We start from the raw sequence: 17,370 nt of genomic DNA, 5'->3' as shown, positions 1-17,370 counted from the left end.
GTACTGATTAACGGCGAACAGGTACACTAACCCTTCGGTAACGACCTTTTGGCAGGTGGGCAGTCAGCAGACTGTCCACCCATGCTTGCGGTTTTGAGCCACTGAACTGCCTTACCATTGCACGACTGATCCCCATCAGAATTGCCCGCCTGACCGGCTCTCAGCAGAACATATTACTCACTAATGCTTCAACTCATCGCCGCTTGCTGAATACAGTCCGGCCTCTGCTGATTCTGTTGCAATTTCTCCAGCATCGCTTTTGGACATTGAGACTTTCGACAACAACGGGACAAATAGGCTAAGTGCTCAGCAGAGCGCTCTTTTAACAAAGAAGACACCACCCCCTTGAGCCATAGTAGTCCCTGATCACTATCCTGACGTTTGTGCCACAAAATACCCAGTTGCGTCGGCGGCAACTCCAGCGGTGTTTCAAATACCGCTAACTCACCGTTAAGTATCTCTTTCTCGATAGCCATAGAAGGAATAACGCAAATCAGATTGCTTTCTTTCAGCAACGGCGCAACGGCAGAGAAATGATTGACTGACATGGCTATACGGCGACTGAGACCCATCTGCAGCAATGCCACATCAGTGACGCCCATTGTATCGCCGGACATCGATACCAACAGGTGATCTGCATTGATAAAGTCATCCATCTTTAACGCTTTTTTCGCCAGCGGATGTTGCTGGCGCATTGCACACACATAACGGGGAGAGAACAGGTAGTCGCTGCGGATCACGCTGGAGATGATGGTCTGACCGGCAACGACCATATCCACCTCAGCGTCATGGAGGATTTTCTCATTATTGACGATGGTGTTCGGGATAGCGTGAATATTAATATGTGGAGCTTGCTCCTCCACCAGACGGCGCAACGACGACCAGATCATATCCACCGCAATATCAGACGTCGCAATTCTGAACGTTCGCCGTGCGGTGCCGGGGTCGAACAGAGTTGGGTCTACCGCATCTTCCAGCTGACGCAGAGGATCCCGCACCTGCCCCCAGAGATTCTGAGCAAATACCGTCGGTTGGACTCCACGCCCGTCCTTAACGAACAATTCGTCCTTCCAGGCACTGCGCATCCGTGACAGCGCATTAGACACGGCGGGCTGGGTCATGGCCAGACGATCTGCCGCCCGGGTAATGGCCCCTTCAGTCATGATAGCGTCAAAAATCATTAATAAATTCAGTTCCTGGTGGCGCATTCCGGTTTTCTCTTAGGTTATCTGATTAGAACATCATACATAACTTTAAATGATGTTACTCATGCAAACTTATAATTTTTATTATTTGTTTCGCGCATACATACTCCCCGCATCGTAAACCGAAATTCAGGAGCCTTACATGTCACTACGTTATCATCTGCAAATTGGAATCTTGCTTGGATCCCTGATCCTGCTGGTAGCTTGTGGGTCAGATCATCAGACTGAGCAACAACAGATGCCTGCTCCTCAGGTGTCAGTGGCATCGGTGGTCAGTGAGCGCATCACGGAATGGGATGAATTCACAGGCAGACTTGAAGCACCGCAAACGGTAGAGCTGCGCCCGCGGGTTTCCGGCTATATTGATCTGGTCGCTTTCGAAGAAGGCGCTCTGGTTGAGGCTGGCCAGCCGCTTTTTCTGATTGACAACAAGCCTTTTAAAGCCGAAGTCAGGCGCCTGCAGGCACAGCTGGAACAAGCTCAGAGTCAGCTAAGCCTGGCCGAAACAGAATACCAACGCGCACAGAAGCTGTCTGGTCAGGCAGCGATTTCTCAGGAAGTGCTCGATACCCGACGCGCTCAGCTCCAGCAAGCCGAAGCGCGTATCCGCTCGGTCAGCGCGGCACTGGACGTTGCCCGGCTCAATCGGGGGTATACCAGGGTAACGGCGCCTATTTCCGGTAGAGTATCGCGTGCGCTGATCACCCAGGGCAACTACGTTAGTGCCGGGCAAAGCCTGCTGACAACAATAGTGTCAACGAAAAAGATTTATGCCTACTTCGATGCCGACGAACAAACCTATCTCAATTATCTGAAACTGGCAGAAGAAGGCAGCCGGCCGGCTATCAGAGATGCGGCCTTTCCCGTATATGTAGGGCTGGCCAACGATACGGAATACCCCCATGCGGGTAAGCTGGATTTTATGGACAACCAGGTGAACCCCGCCACCGGCACCATTCGCGCGCGTGCTGTATTGAATAATCAGGAAGGACGTTTACTGCCCGGCCTGTTTGCGCGTATCAAAATGACAGGCAGCGCCAGTTACAACGGCATACTGGTGGACGATCGCGCCATCGGCACGGATCTGAATAATAAGTTTGTGCTGGTATTGGATGAGTCAGATAAGGTTCAGTATCGTGCGGTGGAGTTAGGTGAAAAGATCGCGGGACTGCGCATCATCAGATCCGGTCTCAGTGCCACTGACAAGATTGTGGTCAATGGCTTGCAACGTGTACGGCCTGGCTCACCGGTGAGACCAGAGTTCGTCAATATGACCAATGATGAAACACTGGACAAACTGCAGGCCATGCAGCAAAAGCTGGACAAACAGTCAGATCTTAAGGAGCTTGCCAGGAAAAATGCGCTCCCTGATGCGGTCATTGGGGGGTGATATGAACTTCTCTCAATTTTTCATTCAGCGCCCTATCTTTGCCGGTGTTCTGTCGTTACTGATTTTCATCGCGGGCGCGTTAGCCGTATGGAAACTGCCGATTACCGAATACCCTCAGGTGGTACCACCAACCGTAGTGGTCACCGCTAACTATCCGGGTGCCAATCCGAAAGTGATCGCTGAAACGGTGGCCACTCCGCTGGAGCAGGCCATTAATGGTGTTGATGACATGCTGTATATGTCGTCTCAGGCCACCTCTGACGGACGCATGACTCTGACAATCACCTTCGCTATCGGTACCGATCCTGATGAGGCAACGACACTGGTGCAGAACCGGGTCAACCGGGCCCTGCCGAGGTTGCCTCAGGAAGTACAACGCCTGGGCGTGGTGACTGAAAAATCATCTCCGGACCTGACCATGGTAGTGCACCTGATCTCTCCGGATAATCGCTACGACATGCTGTATCTGTCAAATTACGCGGATCAATATGTAAAGGACGAGCTGGCGCGTATTGAAGGGGTTGGCAATGTCAGGGTATTTGGTGCCGGTGAATACAGTATGCGTGTGTGGCTTGATCCGCAGAAGGTGGCCGCTCTGGGACTTAATCCGGGTGATATTGTCGGTGCCATTCGTGCCCAGAATCAACAAGCCGCTGCCGGCAGCCTGGGCGCCCAACCTATTGGCGACAGTGACTTTCAATTGTTGATTAACGTCAAAGGACGACTGGCGAACGAGCAGGAATTCGCCGATATCATCATTAAGGTTGGCAGCAACGGCGAGATCTCACGTATCCGGGATGTGGGCAGAGTAGAGCTGGGATCTAATTCCTATGCCCTGCGCTCGTTACTTGATAACCAGCCTGCTGTGGCGCTGCCTGTATTTCAGGCGCCGGGCTCCAATGCAATTGAGATTTCTGACCAGGTACGCGCCACAATGGCACAACTGAAGCAGGTTTTTCCGCAGGGTGTGGACTATTCCATTGTCTATGATCCAACTGTGTTTGTGCGTGGCTCCATCAAAGCCGTCATCAATACGTTGTTCGAAGCTCTCCTTCTCGTGGTGCTGGTTGTTGTACTGTTCTTACAGACATGGCGCGCCTCGGTCATTCCGTTAGTGGCCGTACCTGTATCACTGGTGGGAACATTTGCCGTTATGCATCTGCTCGGGTTTTCACTGAATGCCCTGTCTCTGTTTGGGCTGGTACTGGCCATTGGTATTGTTGTGGATGACGCCATCGTGGTAGTGGAAAATGTGGAGCGCAATATTCACGACGGTCTGTCGCCGGTAGACGCGACCAAACAGGCCATGCGTGAAGTCACCGGCCCCATCGTTGCCACCACCCTGGTATTAGCGGCGGTATTTATCCCCACAGCCTTTATGTCGGGTCTGACCGGTCAGTTCTACAAGCAGTTTGCACTCACTATCACGATTTCAACGGTAATTTCAGCGTTCAACTCATTGACTCTGAGTCCGGCTCTGTCAGCCCTGTTGTTAAAGAGCGATCATGCCCCCAAAGACCGGCTCACCCGGTTTATGGACAAGGTGTTCGGTAACTGGCTGTTCAAACCGTTCAACCGACTGTTTGATCGCGGGGCACGGGGCTATACCCATGGCGTGGGTAAACTGGTGCGTATGAGTAGTATTATTCTGGTGTTATATGCAGGCCTGATGGCACTGGCTTATCAACAGTTTTCCAGTACACCGACCGGATATGTTCCCACACAGGACAAAGAGTACCTGGTGTCTTTTGCTCAGCTCCCCGATGCCAGTTCTTTAGACAGAACAGAGGCCGTTATCCGCCAGATGTCGGATATTATGCTCGATCATCCGGGCGTAGAACATGCGGTGGCCTTTCCGGGTCTGAATATCAACGGCTTTACCAACAGCCCCAGCAGCGGCATTGTGTTTGTGCGTCTCAAATCCTTTGATCAACGCCAGAGCCCTGAACTGTCGGCCGGGGCTATCGCCGGGCAACTCAATCAGCAATTTGGTGCGATTCAGGATGCCTTTGTGGCGATTTTCCCGCCGCCGCCTGTGCAGGGGTTAGGCACTATTGGTGGATTCCGGCTGCAGATTCAGGATAGGGGGAACCTGGGCTACGAGGAATTATATCGGGTCACTCAGGATGTCATTGGCAAAGCCTGGGCGGCGCCGGAACTCACGGGAAACTTCTCCAGCTTCCAGGTTAATGTGCCTCAGCTGGATGTGGATCTGGACCGCACCAAAGCCATGAGTCAGGGTGTGGATATGAACAGCCTGTTCCAGACTATGCAGGCCTACCTGGGTTCGGTCTATGTGAATGACTTTAATCAGTTTGGCCGTACCTACCAGGTCAATGTTCAGGCCGATGAGCGTTTCCGCCAGAACCCGGAACAGATTACCCAGCTCAAGGTTCGCAATAATCAGGGAGAAATGATCCCACTGGGTTCCTTCCTGAGTGTAGAGCACTCAGCAGGGCCGGACCGGGTCATGCACTATAACTCTTACCCAACCGCCGAGGTTAATGGTGCACCGGCACCGGGGTTCAGTTCTGGCCAGGCCAGAGCCGCTATCGAAAAAATTCTGGATGAAACGCTGCCCCTGGGAATGAGTTATGAGTGGACTGAGCTAACGTATCAGCAAATCCTGGCCGGCAATGCTGCCTTGCTGGTATTCCCATTGGTGGTGCTGCTGGTGTTCCTGGTGCTGGCAGCCCAGTATGAAAGCCTGACCCTGCCGCTGGCAATCATATTGATTGTCCCGATGACACTATTGAGTGCCATGACCGGCGTCATTATCTACGGCGGAGACAATAATATCTTCACCCAGATAGGCTTTATCGTATTGGTGGCCCTGGCAACCAAAAACGCGATTCTGATCGTTGAGTTTGCCAAAGAGCTTGAGGATAAGGGTATGAGCACCCTGGCGGCGATTAAGGAAGCGAGCCGTCTGCGCCTTCGCCCCATTCTGATGACATCCATCGCTTTTATAATGGGTGTGGTACCCATGGTGTTTTCTGACGGGGCTGGCAGCGAGATGCGTCAGGCAATGGGTGTGGCCGTGTTTTCCGGCATGATTGGCGTCACCCTGTTCGGCCTGCTGCTGACGCCGGTATTCTATCATCTGCTGAGGCATCGTCGTGCCGCAAAAGAGGCACGCAGGCTCGATGCACAACAGCAAATCGCGTATAAATAAGGCCAGTTCGCGCTGAAAAGACGGGCAATCATTGTGATTGCCTGTGTTTTTATTCCTCTGTCTGACCTGCTGTTAAAGTCCCCTCTGGCCCGGCTCTGAATGTCATGAAAGCCATGCTGAGTCAGGATCTGGAGTTTTATCATGACAAGGTCGGGGTCACCAATTACGAGCAAAACCTTAACGCCACACAAAACATGTTTAACAGTGACACCGATCTACAGCGGGAGCTGCTGTCGGAATTTACCGAAGTGCATCCGGTTCCGGGTTATGGTGCTATTCAGACCGGCGTCACTCACGCTTTGGCTCAGGCCGTCAGTCAGGGTGTTCGCCTAAACAATGACAAGCCCGTCCTCAGCCATGCAATACAGGGTTGTGATATCGTCAATGGCCGTTTCATAAATAGTAAGCTGATAGAACGACTGCGCCAATGTGACGGGCTCATCTTCGGCTCACCAACCTATATGGGTGGGGTAGCAGCACAGTTTAAGGCGTTTGCCGATGCCACCAGCGAGCTGTGGAGTGAACAACAATGGGCGGGTAAGCTTGCCGCCGGATTTACCTGTGGCAGCAACCTCAATGGCGATCAGTCCATGACACTGCAATATATCAGTATTCTCGCCAGCCAGCATGGGATGTTATGGGTAGGGCTGGATGCCCCTCAGGGTTTTGGGGAGCGCAGGGTTAACCGGCTTGGTTGCCAGTTTGGTGTCACCGCCCACGCACCGGACGGGAAAGCCCATCCTGAGGATCTGGCAACTGCAGAATATCTGGGTAGGCGGGTAGCGACTCTGGTATCCCATAGAGGCCAAAAGGTATCTGTTCCCTGACCCGAGAGCTCAGGACGATTAGGTCACCAGCTCAACCACCGTTGCAGAACCAATGGATGCCAATGATAAAACACTGTCTGATTTGGTTAAGCATTATAACAAGCCCACCAGTCAATAAAGCAAGAAGATGACAATGTTACCGGGTTGTGCGGGTACAGAGCTGGAGTAAGGCGGGTTGACGTTTCCCGTGAATTGGCACCCTTCCTCGATGAAACTATTCATACTATGCTGCCCGGGCACCCATTTAATGGCTGGCCTGGTATTGCACTCCCTTGTGAATTCGCCGGCAGGATCGCCGGCGAGCCTCCTTTTATTGTGCTTCCCAGACATCAGCCTGGTCGGGTTGTTGACCTAAGGTCCACCATTTGGCCCGGTAGACGTTACCCTGATAACTGACCAGATCACCTCCGACGTACACTGTACCGGCGTCCCAGGCGGGCACACTGCTGTCATCGTTTTGCACCTGAACATCAATATTAGCAGTGGTGGTCAGCTGTCCGTCTGACACCGATACGGTTACGGTGACATTGGTATCCTCACTCACTTGATCTGCGCTGAGCGTAATATTCGCGCCAGAGCCGCTGTAACTCAGGGGCGCCGGAACCTGCCAACTGAAGGTCAGGGGATCCTGCTGATCATCATAGGCATGTACATTTACCGCAATACTCTCACCTTCTGGTACCTGCAGGCTCGACGGTGCGTGAACGACCGGTGCGGTATTGCCAACCGGCGGCTGAATACTGAGGTTAAAACTATGCGATGCCTGCGCAGTAAACACTTCATTGCTGAGCAGATTGGTACTATCAAACTGAATATTCCCATTGGCATCCTCAACCCCGACCTGAATGTCCACCGGATAGTCGCTATTGAGTTTGGCTGCCAGATCAGCCTGCCAGCTCTGAGCATTGGCTGAGGTCACCGGCACTAACTCGTTGATCAGCTCCTGGCCATTGCCATCAAACAACCGGAACCATACTGTGTCTCCGGGGCTGGCATCCTGTCCCTGACGAACAAAGTAGCCCGCTGAATACCAGTCATCCGGTGGCGTGGTATCCCTGACAATTTCAATATCGCTGCAATTGTAAAAGCCCTCTCCGACCACATCCTCACGCTGCCAGCGAGTGTAGAGTATGGCGTCACCGCTGCGGTTAGCCGGTATGTTCACGGTCATGTCGTAATAACGGTTACCATCGGGCGCCAGTACCACATTGACGTTGCCCTGGTCCTGAACATGCTCAAGATCTGACCAGCTCAGCGCTTGTGTGCTGCCGTCAAAGCCGGGTTTACTCAGATAGAACTTCCAGAAACTGGGGTTATGCGGCGTGCTGGCATAAAAGCGCACATTGATTTCATCGTTCGCATTTGGCGTCACCTGACTGCGCTGCCAGTGTGGCGACGGTAAATTGATGCCCTGCTTTTGTGGGTCTCCAGCACTGCACAGGCTACCGTCAGGTACGGCGGCTTCCACCGCAGCCTGATTCAGATAGTCGGCAACATTGACCGAAAACTCTATGGCCTGAACAAACTGATAGGTACCGGAGTCCAGAAACGCAGCCCGGCACGCCAGATTGGGAATACGTGAACCATCCTGAGGCCACCAGTATCCCCCTTGCTCATCACAAAATACCTGCCTGGCTTTAGGTACCTGCATATAACCATGGGCAGACAGCTGATTGCTGAAGGTCACCAGACTAACCCCGGCAACCGCCAGCAGCGCGGGGGAACTTAGGCATTTTAAATTCATTGTTTTCTCCTGTTGTGTATGACGATGTCTCGTCGGATTAAGCTGGCAGCCAAAACGAACGGCCAGCGGCACATCGCGTTTTCCGATATGTAAAAAATAAGTTAAGCATTTGTATAAACATTTGACTAATTATATTGATATAGCTTATTCGAATGGATTATTTATAAAGCGGGTTCTGATATTGAATCAGTCTCTGGGAAGAGGTCAGGTGAACAGCAATGGGCAGCAGAACTGGCCGACAAACTTAGCTCAAGTGCCTATTCTAACTGGCTTGATTGTTCTGCGTCTGGAGTCGGTAACCCGTCAGATAAGACCTTCATGAACATGCGCGGCCAGGGAGTATTTTAGTCTTGCCGGGTGAACAGCTATTGCACTGATTGATATAACTTGCTGAAACAAGCTAACTTCTAAGCAATCCATTACCCCGCAACACAAGAGTATTTTCGCCTGCCAGCATGGCATTAAGCGACTGGGATGTCAGTTGGGCTTTGCTGGATATACGACCGATGGCAAGGCTCACATTATCGATCCGGGTCAGCATATGGTGACAGCAGAATCCTTTATCCCGTTAATTCATCTTGCGGACTAAATTTATAGACAATGCGTTTACAGTAGGGTTGTGTCGGAGTGACGATATTTGTCTCAACGTTTTTCAGATTAATACTATTTACCACTCCTTGCGCTTCAAGACACACCGCCGAAGAAGGCAGGAATGGTGGCCCCAGAGCTGATGAAGTATAAACCTGCAATGCCGGTTGATCGGTATACAGTTGCATCCGGACGTTGTTTCCTGGCGCTTCCAATGTTGCTCCCCAGGCTACTCGACGTTGGCCATCAGGTGTTTTATTGGACAGCAAGATACAATGATCCAAAGGGGTATTCGTTGAGAGCCTGAGCAGGTTAGCGGCACTGATAGAAGGGCAGCTTTGCCTGAGTGACGCTATCTCTCCTGTCGCTACATTGTCCTCATCAGACACCATATAGCGATGGTCAGAAAGATGAAGGCTCAGATCAGATACAGACCCTTCTCCCAACGTAAAGTAGCTATGGTTAGTGAGGCTCAGTGGCGTTGGTTGCGATACGTTACCGATAAAGGATATGCAAATCTCATTGTTGGCTGTCAGGTGATATCTCACCTGCAGATCAGCCTGCCCCGGGAAACCATTTTCCAATGAAGGTGAGCAATAGCTGTAAATCACCTCTGAGGTTGATACCTTTTCAATTCGCCACTCACGCTCTGAAAGCCCTGATGAACCGCCGTGCAGGCAATGCTCCCCCTCATTCTGGCAGACCTGGTAGTTTTTTCCGTTTAAGTGAAATTGTCCCTTGCCAATACGATTAGCAACCCTGCCTATTGTTGCTCCTATGTAATAAGGGTCCTGCTGGTAACTCTTGGCGTGACTATAACCGAGTATCATCTGTTTATTATATTTGGCGAACGGTACTTCAACAGAAAGTACGCGCGCGCCAAAACTACTTAACCGACACCGCATGCCGTTATTGTTCACAATTTCATTGATCTTCATGAGTACACAAATAAAAAATGACAAGATCAGGACAGGAGAGAGCAATTTCTGCCGTCCGGAAACAAAAAAGCGGTCTGAGAGGGCACCCGACCGCTAAAACTAACCAAAACTCGTCAGTTTTTAAAAACTGGCACGCACTCCCAGTGCATAACGAGCGCCATAGTCACCATAATAGATAAAGTGGTTATCGAAACGTCCGTGTTTATCTACGGTGGACTCCGTGATATTGATACCCTCGAAATAAACGCTCATGTTCTCGTTTATTTCATAACTACCACTGATATCTATCTGCTCATAATCATCCACATAAATCGGCTCACCGGCATAAGGATTGATTTGCGTCTCCAGAAACTCTCCGCGCAGGTTATAGGCAATACGCAACTGGTAAGGTCCTTTCTCGTAGAAGACGACTGCATTAGCCGTATCGCTCAGCCCTTCAAGAGCAAACACCTGATCCGGATTGCTATTGTCCAGTTCAGCATTACTGTCTACAAACGTGGCGTTGATCTGTACACCGAATCCGTTTTCCAGGGTATGGATCCAGTTGGCCTCGATACCGTCTACAGTTGCACTCTCACCGTTTACGGGTCGGTTTACATCAAAATCAGACCACTGCTCACCGAACTCCAAATCAAAGTTTTCGATGCTATTGGTGCGGACAATGAAGTTATCCACCGACTTTCTGAAGTATGCAACTGACGCCATGCTGGCCTCATCATAGTAATACTCCAGCGACAAATCGAAGTTGGTCGACTCGAACGGACTCAGCATAGGGTTGCTGCCCTTAGCGGTGCGCAAATCCGTAGTGGTTGAATTAATACTTAATGCCGGTGCAAGATCCGTCAATGTAGGTCGTGTAATGGTCTTGGAGGCGCCGGCACGAAGAATAAGTTCATCTGTGATATTCAAATTGGCGCTGAGGGAAGGTAACCAGTTGTCGTAATCGTTGTCTATCGCAACCGCCTGGAAACCTTCATAACGGGGCACCAGGTTAACCGACATCTCGACCGGCTTATCCAGACCCACTATCGTTTGCATCGTCCCGTTGGATGTCTGCTCAGTTTTAGAGTAGCGCAATCCCGCCACAACGCTCCACGTCATGTCGCTAATATCACCATTAAAATAGGTGTCGGCATAGAATGAAGTGACATCTTCCTCTATCTCATATGCGTCGTTAGTAGCGCGAGCCGTAAAGCCGCCGTTGGAATTGTGCAAAGCCAGCAGAGCCTGCTTAACCTCCGGATCCTGGGAAAGCATCGCCAGTGATGCCGGATCATTGGCCAAATTCCACATTGCGGATTCATTCAGTTCAAAGAACTGAGCAGAAAGATCGTTGGCGGGAAATACATTGCCGTAATCTCTTACCGTGGCATGGGCACTTGTCGCGACCGGGCGCACACCACTGTTCTGATACATTTTAATCAGTTCGGCAGGTGTCTGATATGAAACATTCTGTTTGGATTTAGAAAGGTAGTGGGCACCGAAATCCACTTTATGAAAATACTGACCATCCACCAGATAAGAAAAGTCGAATCTGATCTGGTTGTTCTCAGCTTTGGTATAATCACCGTTGCGCTCCATATGACGCATCTGCAAATCGGACAGATCCGCATTCACCGGCAATGTTGTTTCAGGCTCCACATGAATCAGCGAAGGAACCTGGCCAGAGGTATAGTCCAGGATTATTCCTGGCTGGTTAAGTGCCTCCAGCGTCTGACGCGAATCTAACCCCCGATTATTGTTTTCAGCTTCCGACCAGGCAAAATCAGCTTCCAGGCTCAGTCTGTCACTGATAATCCAGTCGGCATTCAGGCCCAGTACTTCGGTTGTTGAGGGACGATGTTTCTCAAAACGCAGGTGCGCATAGCCAGAGTACCCATCGGCATGGGTTTGACGTAATACCGTATTGTTCCCGTCAACATCATCCATGGAGTGGGTTGCCCAGAACCAGTTGTAGGCCTGATTATTCACACTGTCGACGTCCAGTTTGGAGTACAGGTAGTCCCCCGACAGAATCAAGTCATCTGTTGCCTGGAACTGAACCGCTACATTTCCACCCACTCGCTGACGATCTTCCTGAGTAACCCCCCGGCCTATGGCCTGATGGGAGTACAATCCTTCTGCCACACCGATAACTTTGCGCCATCCATCATCAGGCCCGACATCACGACGGTGTGCATAGAGTTCAATGTCACGCTGAATCATACCATCGTTATTGACCTCAAAACTTTGCGCTTCCCGGTTCTGATAGGTAAATGAGGCTAATAAACCCAGCCGATCATCCATAAAACGGTCTGTAACCAGAAATGAGCCCTGCGGTGTTACCTCTCCACGATTCTGCTCACGAACGCCCTCTACACTGCCGGCAGCATAGAAGCCATCAAAGTCAAAAGGCTGAGCGGTACGGATATCAATACTGCCACCGATCCCCCCCTCGAGCATTTCAGCGGTTGAGGTCTTATTCACATCGATGTTGCTGACCAGCTCTGATGCTAGAGTATCAAATCCGAAAGCGCGACTCTGGCTTTCACTCGCCACTTCACGACCATTAAGGGTGACTGAACTGAAATCCGGACCCATGCCCCGAATACTGACAAAGCGACCTTCACCACCGCTGCGGTCAATTGATACCCCGGTGATACGCTGAAGGGATTCTGCAAGATTTGAGTCGGGGAATTTGCCAATGTCTTCCGCGGAAATGGTGTCCACAACATTGTAAGCAAAGCGCTTGTTGTTCATGGACTTTACAAGGCTACCTTTTATTCCGGAAACCTGAATAACCTCCATTTCTTTTTCCTGCTCATTTGCCTGAGCACCCATGCTCAATGATGCTGCAACGGCAGCTGTTACGATACTAACTCTGAATTTCATAACTATACCTTTGTTGTGCTCTTTCATGTTGTCGAGCTACCTACCGCATTCAAATAGCTCACACTTCGTTTATCAGTCTTCATACATCTTACAAGCATAAAATAAGATGATCAACATAGTAGTAAAGTTTTTTTAACAAGATTGACATAACCACGCAGTAGAATAGTGCCAGCGCAGGAAAACTGCGCTTCAGAAGGGATGTGCGGGAATGGTTTACCGCACATAAAAAAGGGTCATTGCAGATTCAGTTTAAGCTGATTAGCTTCAATAAAATAGAAATCAGCGTAGATAATACCTGTGTCGATCTCGCTGGCTGCCGGCATATTACCGGTTGCAGAGGTAAGCACGAATCCGCGATGATACGCCGCTGAGGCGGTATTCTGCTGACTGAGATAGTTGCTTGTTAGTTCGCTCATAATGGCATCTGCCAATACAACCACCCTTTGTTTTTCAGGCCAGGCCGGATTCAGAGCCAGACGGTAAAGGGCCGATGCCAGAACAGCGGCAGCGGAACTGTCTTTCGGTATTTGCCCGGTGTTACGCTCAGTTGTATCACGACCACAGGGATAAAAACCCTCTTTTGCACGTAACGGCTCGCCTGCTGAGGAGTTCAGGCCCATTATTTGCTTTTTTGCTGAGTCTTTGAGCAATGCCGTATCAAGCCTGAATGGCCGGTAGCCCCTATATGGAAGAATCGTTTTATCCACCTGATCGGGGCAGAGGTCCTGCATGGGTGAATAAGCCAGTCCTTTGCTATCAGTCACATAATCCGCCGCATCCTTCTGCGCAGCAATCAAATCCCAGTCCGGCACCGGCTGTTGTGACAACAGCACATCCAGGGTATCAACTAATTTCTGCGTATGTCGGAGAAATAAAGCATGCTGCTGGTCGCTCAGTGTCGATGACGGTTGCTGTTCCAGCAAGGTTGCGAAGCCATACAATGACCAGCCCTGACCGCGCGACCAGATACTGTGATTGCCCAGCCCCTGCCAGTTGCCCGGCATTTTGAGCGCATAATCATAAAGATGGTAGGCAAGCGTGAGCGCCTCTCCGGAGGATGTTGTTGTATAATAATGGTTATCCAGAGTCTGCAGGCCATGACTCATTGCCGCCTGCTGGTGTTCCCTTTCGGAGCTGTTCAACAGCAGTTCCAGATTCATCATATTGTCGATGATAACTGGCATCTGCCAGGGTCTGGCCAGCTCAAAAGCCTGCTGTTTAATGCCTTGTTCACTCTGCACAGGAAATTTGATCGCGGACGGCCAATCCCAGGATCGGATCACGCCATAGTCTGCCATATAGCGCTGATACAAAGATGCGCTGGCCTGTTGCAGTGCCTTGCGATATCGATGTCTGAGCAGCTCAGGTAAGTCTTTATAAGCCAGCGCTTCAGCAAAAGAGTCGTATACAATAAAGCCCAGGTCATGAGTATCTGTACGCCATGCTTCCGGGTAGAGACGCTGTTGGTGGGCCACCGCATGACTGAACAGCTGCTGTTCAAGGGTCTCATCCATCCCGGACAATTCACTACCGACAGACAGCAGCTTCCAGAATACACCAGGATAGAAACCATTGGTCCACTTACCAGGCACTTCTATCTGTATCTCGCTCTGATGCAATGCTCTGGGCGTACAGAGACTGAGCGCCTGCCGGCAGATTTCAGGTAGCTTCAGGTGCTTTTTGTTCTCCACCTGCTCCATCATCTTCACATATTGACTCAGAGCAAAGTCAAGATTCGCTTTTGCCTGTGCACTGCTAAAGCTGTCTGCTTTACAGGAACCGACAATCACCAACAGACTCACCACCGCACCGATACCAAACTTGATCACGGATAACTCCGATTTTACTGATTATACAATCCGGCCATTGTCGGCAACCATTCGCTCACACCAGGAACGTAGGTAACTATCATTAACACAAAGAACATCGCCGCATAGAGTGGCAGCAAAGGGGGAATCACTTTAGCAATACTGGTTTTACCTACAGAGCACCCCACAAACAACACCGAACCGACAGGAGGAGAACACAGGCCAATTGACAGGTTCATTACCAGCATGATGCCAAAGTGCAATGGGGTCATCCCCAGGCTTTCAGCCACGGGTAGCAGAATAGGGGTGAAAATCAGCACCGCCGGGGTCATGTCCATAAATGCGCCGACAAACAACAACATCAGATTAATAATCAACAGGATAATAATCGGATTGTCACTGATCCCCAGCAGCACTTGTGTGATGACCTCAGGAATATTCTCATAGGCCAGAATCCATGACATCGCCGAAGACACCGCAATCAACATCATCACGATTGATGTGACTTCTGCGGTTTTAAGCAATACCGAAGATAATTCCTGTCGACCGATTTGCCGGTACACGCCCATCGCCAGGATCAGGGAATAAACTACGGCTATCGCCCCCGCCTCGGTAGCGGTGAAGATACCGGAAATGATCCCGCCCATCACCAGTACAATGAGGACCAAAGCCGGTAAGGCAGACCAGGTTCGCTTGACCACCTCTGATATGGGTAAAGCAGCAATTACTGGATACCCTCTGGTTTTAGCGAAAATGGCACAAACTGTCATCAGCGCCAGAGACACCAGAATCCCGGGTAAATATCCGGCCACGAAAAGGGCCGAGATGGATACGCCGCCACTGGCAATGGCAAAGATAATCAGAATATTACTTGGCGGTATCACCATACCTGTTGTTGCTGAGGCAGTGGTCACAGCAGTGGCAAAATGCCGGTCGTAACCTTTTTTCTCCATTTCCGGGATCATAAAGCTGCCTATGGCACTGGTGGTGGCCACAGCAGAGCCCGAAATCCCGCCAAACAAGGTACAGGCCGCCACATTGACCAGGGCCAGCCCGCCTGGCAGCATGCCGATATATGCCATGGCAAAGTCAATCAGTCGCCTGGCAATGCCACCGCGCCCCATAATCACGCCGGATAATACGAAAAACGGAATCGCCAACAGGGCAAAACTGTTCAGCCCGTCGACCATCCGCTGGGCCAGCGTTGTCAGCGCGGGCATAAAATCAATGCTCAGTAACATGGTTACCAGCGTCGCCAGACCTATGCTGAAAGAAATAGGTACATGCAGAACCAGTAACAGCAAAAAAACACCAAGCAGTATTAAGCCACTATATTCCATTACTGATCCTCCTCAAACGGGGTAAATAATGCCGCCAGCGCATAAACCGCCATCAAACTGCCCGATAATGGCAGGACGGCATAGACCCAGGCCATGTTGATTTCCATTGCTGAAGAATACTGACCGGGATCGATGGCCAGTGCCATTAAACAAATGCCGCCAACCACCATCACTAACAGCGAAAACATCAGCACCAGTATATGAACCAACATTTCTATGCGCCGGCGCCAAAGCGTTGAGAACTGATTAACCAGCAGATCCAGTCCTAAATGTGCTCCGGTCCGATAAGCATAGGCCGCCCCCAGAATACCTGACCATATCAGCAAAAACCGGGCAATTTCCTCCGTGTAAGCACTGGGTGTATGGGTAACGTAACGTGACAGCACCTGCCAGCAGACACAGATCACAATCGCCGCCACCAGCATTACCAGTAACCGGCTTAAAGCTTTATCCAGCCATACTAACAGCGGTATCATTCCTCACCTCTCATGGCCTTTATGCGCTTAATAAGAGGGCCGAGGTTTGTCTCACTCAGTTGCTGATGCAAGGGCTCTACGGCCTGATAAAAGGGGGTTTTATCTGGCCGACTGATACTGACTCCCGCCCGCGCCAGTTTCATCAGGGCCTGCTGTTCCGCTTCGTTCCAGAGCTGCCGCTGTTTATTAACTGCGTCCTTCATAGCCCGCCGCAACCATTCATTTTCCTGTTTCGACAGACTATTAAGCACATGATTGCTGGCAATGATGACATCAGGAATGGAGGCATGCTCGTTGAGGGTGTAATACCCGGCTATTTCATAGTGCCTGGAAGAGTAATAACTCGGCGGATTATTTTCTGCCCCATCAACCACACCCTGCTGCAGCGCGGCATACAGCTCCCCCCAACCCAGCGGTGTTGCCGCCCCTTGCATGGCATCGATAAGTTGCACCGCCATGGGACTATTCATTACCCTTATCTTCTTGCCTTTAACATCAGCCGGACGGTTAACCGGGTCCTGGGTCATATAGAAACTGCGGCTGCCGGCATCCATATAGGCCATGCCGGTAAATCTGGCTGAGCGGGTTGCGTTCAGAATATCCTGGCCAATTGATGATTCAAGTACCTGCCACCTGTGCTGGTCTGAGCGGAACAAATAAGGCACACCAAAGACTTTCATCTGTGGCACAAAGCCTTCCAGTGAAGCCGCCGACACTTTGGTCATTGAAAGACTGCCGATCTGTAACAGCTCCACCATGGCCCGTTCTGAACCAAGCTGACCATTGGGGTACAGCTTGATCTGCATCTTCCCGTCAGAGTAGTCTGCCAGTTGCCCGGCCATATGCTCCAGCGCCAGATGAACAGAGTGACTGGTATCCAGAGTATGTCCCACCCTTATTATCCGGGGGGTATCCTGTGCGTCACAGGCCACTAAGGCCAGCAAGACAATGCCGAATAAAAATGGCTTCAGTCGATACATGGTTGTTTCCCCGGATCTGGCATTAGAA

General features: G+C 50.9%; 11 protein-coding genes. 3 read left to right on the top strand and 8 right to left on the bottom strand.

What is annotated here, in order from left to right:
- Nucleotides 1-188: 188 nt before the first annotated feature.
- Nucleotides 189-1,181, bottom strand: a complete 993-nt coding sequence (locus CDA54_RS15005) for a LysR family transcriptional regulator (protein ID WP_244903107.1) — start codon at nt 1,179-1,181, stop codon at nt 189-191.
- 166 nt (nt 1,182-1,347) lie between these two features.
- Here CDA54_RS15005 and CDA54_RS15000 point away from each other — a divergent pair, with 166 nt between their 5' ends.
- From CDA54_RS15000 to CDA54_RS14990, 3 genes are all read left to right on the top strand, one after another.
- Nucleotides 1,348-2,595 (top strand): efflux RND transporter periplasmic adaptor subunit, encoded by a 1,248-nt coding sequence (locus tag CDA54_RS15000; protein ID WP_099035846.1) that lies wholly within the window; start codon nt 1,348-1,350, stop codon nt 2,593-2,595.
- A gap of 1 nt (nt 2,596) precedes the next feature.
- A complete protein-coding gene (locus tag CDA54_RS14995) occupies nt 2,597-5,770 on the top strand; it encodes an efflux RND transporter permease subunit (RefSeq protein WP_099035851.1) in 3,174 nt (1,057 codons plus the stop codon).
- A gap of 104 nt (nt 5,771-5,874) precedes the next feature.
- Nucleotides 5,875-6,597 (top strand): flavodoxin family protein, encoded by a 723-nt coding sequence (locus CDA54_RS14990; protein WP_229748087.1) that lies wholly within the window; start codon nt 5,875-5,877, stop codon nt 6,595-6,597.
- Nucleotides 6,598-6,907: 310 nt separating this feature from the next.
- Here CDA54_RS14990 and CDA54_RS14985 read toward each other — a convergent pair whose 3' ends face one another.
- The 7 genes from CDA54_RS14985 to CDA54_RS14955 form a co-directional block, all read right to left on the bottom strand.
- The gene (locus tag CDA54_RS14985) at nt 6,908-8,341 is read right to left on the bottom strand and encodes a lytic polysaccharide monooxygenase (protein WP_099035845.1); all 1,434 of its coding nucleotides are present in this window, start codon (nt 8,339-8,341) and stop codon (nt 6,908-6,910) included.
- A 560-nt stretch (nt 8,342-8,901) separates the two neighbouring features.
- The gene (locus tag CDA54_RS14980) at nt 8,902-9,867 is read right to left on the bottom strand and encodes an aldose epimerase family protein (protein WP_143452308.1); all 966 of its coding nucleotides are present in this window, start codon (nt 9,865-9,867) and stop codon (nt 8,902-8,904) included.
- 120 nt (nt 9,868-9,987) lie between these two features.
- Entirely contained in the window at nt 9,988-12,738 is a 2,751-nt protein-coding gene (locus tag CDA54_RS14975) for a TonB-dependent receptor (protein WP_180237237.1), read from the bottom strand.
- Between the two features lie 233 nt (nt 12,739-12,971).
- Nucleotides 12,972-14,567 (bottom strand): glycoside hydrolase family 88 protein, encoded by a 1,596-nt coding sequence (locus CDA54_RS14970; RefSeq protein ID WP_099035842.1) that lies wholly within the window; start codon nt 14,565-14,567, stop codon nt 12,972-12,974.
- 14 nt (nt 14,568-14,581) lie between these two features.
- Nucleotides 14,582-15,886, bottom strand: coding sequence for a TRAP transporter large permease (locus CDA54_RS14965; protein ID WP_099035841.1), 1,305 nt, complete (start codon nt 15,884-15,886; stop codon nt 14,582-14,584).
- Nucleotides 15,886-16,362 carry a TRAP transporter small permease gene (locus CDA54_RS14960; protein ID WP_099035840.1) on the bottom strand — a complete coding sequence of 159 codons (477 nt, stop codon included), beginning with the start codon at nt 16,360-16,362 and terminating at the stop codon, nt 15,886-15,888. The genes CDA54_RS14965 and CDA54_RS14960 overlap by 1 nt, the downstream gene beginning before the upstream one ends.
- Nucleotides 16,359-17,342, bottom strand: a complete 984-nt coding sequence (locus CDA54_RS14955; RefSeq protein ID WP_099035839.1) for a TRAP transporter substrate-binding protein — start codon at nt 17,340-17,342, stop codon at nt 16,359-16,361. The genes CDA54_RS14960 and CDA54_RS14955 overlap by 4 nt, the downstream gene beginning before the upstream one ends.
- Nucleotides 17,343-17,370: the final 28 nt, after the last annotated feature.

This window comes from Lacimicrobium alkaliphilum (assembly GCF_002591895.1).
GTDB classification, from domain to species: Bacteria; Pseudomonadota; Gammaproteobacteria; order Enterobacterales; family Alteromonadaceae; genus Lacimicrobium; species Lacimicrobium alkaliphilum.
This window is presented reverse-complemented; position numbering and strand designations above follow the sequence as displayed.